Raw genomic sequence first — 2,917 nt, forward strand, 5'->3', positions numbered from 1 at the left:
GCCGGCCTGGCGGCCGGCACCACGGCCTCGGCCCCCCGCGTGGCGATCTCCGGACCCGCGGCGGGGGCCGCGCTGCCCGCCGGCTGCACCGTGCACCTCGTCGGCACCGCCACCAGCGCCGCCGAGGCGACGGTCGTCTGGCAGGTGCGCAAGGGCACCCAGACCGTCCTGCGCGGCTCGTCCGTCGTCGAGGGCGCGGACGGCACGGCCGCCCCCCTCGGCGCGCAGGGCTCGTGGGAGGCCTTCGTCGACCTCCCCGCCGGCACCTACACGGTCCGCGTCGAGATCCCCGACTACTCCGACGGCGAGGGCGGCGGGATGCCCGCGGTCGAGCGGAGCTTCACGGTCAGGGCCTGAGGGAGGCCGACCCCGTCAGGGGCGCCCCGCTCCTGCCGTCGGACGCCCGACGGCACCGGGCCCCGACGACCGGCTCGCGGTCGTCGGGGCCCGGTCGCGTCCCCGGCGGTGCCCCGAGGGGGGCACCGGGTGCGTCACCGTCCCGAGATGAGGTCCCGCAGCCGTCCGAAGACCCCGCCGCCGGCGCTCGTCAGACGGCCCTCGGCCGCCTCCTCGCCCCGCATCTCGGCGAGCTGGCGCAGCAGCTCCTCCTGGCGCTCGTCGAGCCGGGTCGGCGTCTGCACGTCCACGTGGACGAGCAGGTCGCCGCGGCCGCCGCCGCGCAGGTGCCCGACGCCGAGGCCCCGCAGCGTGTGCACCTCGCCCGACTGGGTGCCCGCGCGCACGTCGACGGACTGCGAGCCGTCCAGGGTGTCGACGGACAGGGTCGTGCCCAGCGCGGCCGCGGTCATCGGCACCTGGACCGTGCAGTGCAGGTCGTCGCCGCGACGGGTGAAGGTCTCGTGGTCGCGCTCCACGACCTCGACGAAGAGGTCGCCGGGCGGGCCCCCGCCGAAGCCGACCTCGCTCTGGCCGGCCAGCTGGATGCGGGTGCCCGTGCTGACGCCCGGGGGGATGCGGACCGTGAGGGTCCGGCGCTCCTGCACGCGCCCCTCCCCCGCGCACTCGGGGCACGGGTTGGGGATCGTCGTGCCGAAGCCCCCGCAGTTGGGGCACGGCGCGGTCGTCATGACCTGGCCGAGGAAGCTGCGCACCTGGCGCTGCACCTGGCCGCGGCCGCCGCAGACCTCGCACGTGCGCGGCGAGGTGCCCGGCTGGCAGCACGAGCCCTGGCACGTCGAGCACACGACGGCGGTGTCGACCTGCAGCTCGCGGTCGGCGCCGAAGACGGCGTCGCGCAGGTCGACCTCGACGCGCACCAGCGCGTCCTGGCCCCGGCGGGCCCGCGAGGCCGGGCCCCGCCCGCCGCCCCCGGCCGCGCCGCCGAAGAAGGTCTCGAAGATGTCGGAGAAGCCGAAGCCCGCGCCCGCGCCCCCGCCGCCGAAGCCGCCGAGGCTCTCGCCGCGGTCGTAGGCGCGGCGCTTCTCGGGGTTGGACAGCACGTCGTAGGCCGCGGACACGTCCTTGAAGCGCTCGGCCTCGCCGGGGTTGACGTCCGGGTGCAGCTTGCGCGCCAGCTTCCGGTACGCCTTCTTGATGTCCTCGGTGGAGGCGTCGCGCGGGACGCCGAGGGCCTCGTAGTGGTCGCTCACCAGGGGTGCTCGCTCCTGTCGGGGTCAGGTCCGTGGGTCGGGACGGCGGCCGCCGGCGCTCGGGCCGGGGACGCGCGGGCGGCGGGCCCACCAGGCGCCCGCCCGCCGGGTCAGCTGCCGATGATGCGGGACACGTAGCGGGCCACCGCCCGGACGGCGGCCATGGTCGTCGGGTAGTCCATGCGCGTGGGGCCGAGGACGCCGAGGTGGGCGACCACCTGGCCGCCCGAGCCGTAGCCGCTCGTCACCACCGACGCGTCCAGGAGCCGGTCGTGCTCGAGCTCGCGCCCGATGCGCACGGACACGCCGCCCGCCGCCGCCGCGGCGTCGTCGGCCATCTCCCCGAGCAGCCGCAGGAGCACGACCTGCTCCTCGATGGCCTCGAGGACCGGCGAGATGGACTGGGGGAAGTCGGTGCCCGCGCGCGCGAGGTTCGCCGTGCCCGCGAGGACGACGCGCTCCTCCCGCTCGGCGGACAGCGAGTCCTCGAGCGCCCGCAGGACGGCGCGAACGACGTCGCGGTCCTCCGGGCGGAAGCGCTCGGGCAGGGTCGGCAGGCGGGCGACGACGTCGGAGAGCCGGGCGCCCGCGGACGCCTCGCCGAGGCGCGTGCGCATCTCGGCGACGAGGGTCTCGGGCACCTCGTGCCCGACCTCGACCGTGCGCTGCTCGACCCGCCCGGAGTCGGTGATGAGGACGAGCAGCAGGCGCGGGCCGCCGAGCGGCACGAGCTCCACGTGGCGGACGGTGGCCCGGCTGAGGGACGGGTACTGGACGACGGCGACCTGGCGCGTGAGCTGGGCGAGCGCCCGCACGGTCCGCGTGAGGACGTCGTCGAGGTCCGTCGCGTCGTCGAGGAGGGTCGAGATGGCCCGCCGCTCCGCCGGGGACAGCGGCTTGACCGTGGAGAGCCGGTCGACGAAGGCGCGGTAGCCCTTGTCCGTGGGGACGCGGCCGGCGCTCGTGTGCGGCTGGGCGATGTAGCCCTCCTCCTCGAGGACGGCCATGTCGTTGCGGATGGTGGCGGGCGAGACCCCCAGGCTGTGGCGCTCGACGAGCACCTTCGAGCCGACCGGCTCCCGGGTCGCGACGTAGTCCTCGACGATGGCCCGCAGGACCGCCAGCCGCCGCTCGTCGCTCACCGGTGCACCTCCGCCCTCGTCCGCCCGCCGCGGCTGCGCGCCGCCGGGCCGGCGCGGCTCGCCCTGGGCAAGTCCCGGCCGGCGCGTACGAGCGAGGGAGTGTGTCCGTAGCAGGTCGCCGGAAGCAGTCGGCCGATCTGGGGGCCGGTAGCGACCAAACTCACC

3 protein-coding genes are annotated in these 2,917 nt (G+C 76.7%); 1 reads left to right on the forward strand and 2 read right to left on the reverse strand.

Annotated features, from left to right (window positions below; genetic code table 11):
- Positions 1–357: Gmad2 immunoglobulin-like domain-containing protein (locus HLB09_RS15250; protein WP_212771182.1), on the forward strand; the 357-nt coding region annotated here is incomplete at its 5' end.
- A gap of 134 nt (positions 358–491) precedes the next feature.
- Here the strand turns inward: HLB09_RS15250 and dnaJ are convergent.
- Together dnaJ and hrcA are read right to left on the reverse strand one after the other, a co-directional pair.
- A complete protein-coding gene (gene dnaJ, locus HLB09_RS15255; RefSeq protein WP_171204179.1) occupies positions 492–1,610 on the reverse strand; it encodes a molecular chaperone DnaJ in 1,119 nt (372 codons plus the stop codon).
- Between the two features lie 110 nt (positions 1,611–1,720).
- The gene (gene hrcA / locus HLB09_RS15260; RefSeq protein WP_171204180.1) at positions 1,721–2,752 is read right to left on the reverse strand and encodes a heat-inducible transcriptional repressor HrcA; all 1,032 of its coding nucleotides are present in this window, start codon (positions 2,750–2,752) and stop codon (positions 1,721–1,723) included.
- Positions 2,753–2,917: the final 165 nt, after the last annotated feature.

This window comes from Pseudokineococcus marinus, assembly GCF_013004605.1.
Taxonomy (GTDB): Bacteria; Actinomycetota; Actinomycetes; order Actinomycetales; family Quadrisphaeraceae; genus Pseudokineococcus; species Pseudokineococcus marinus.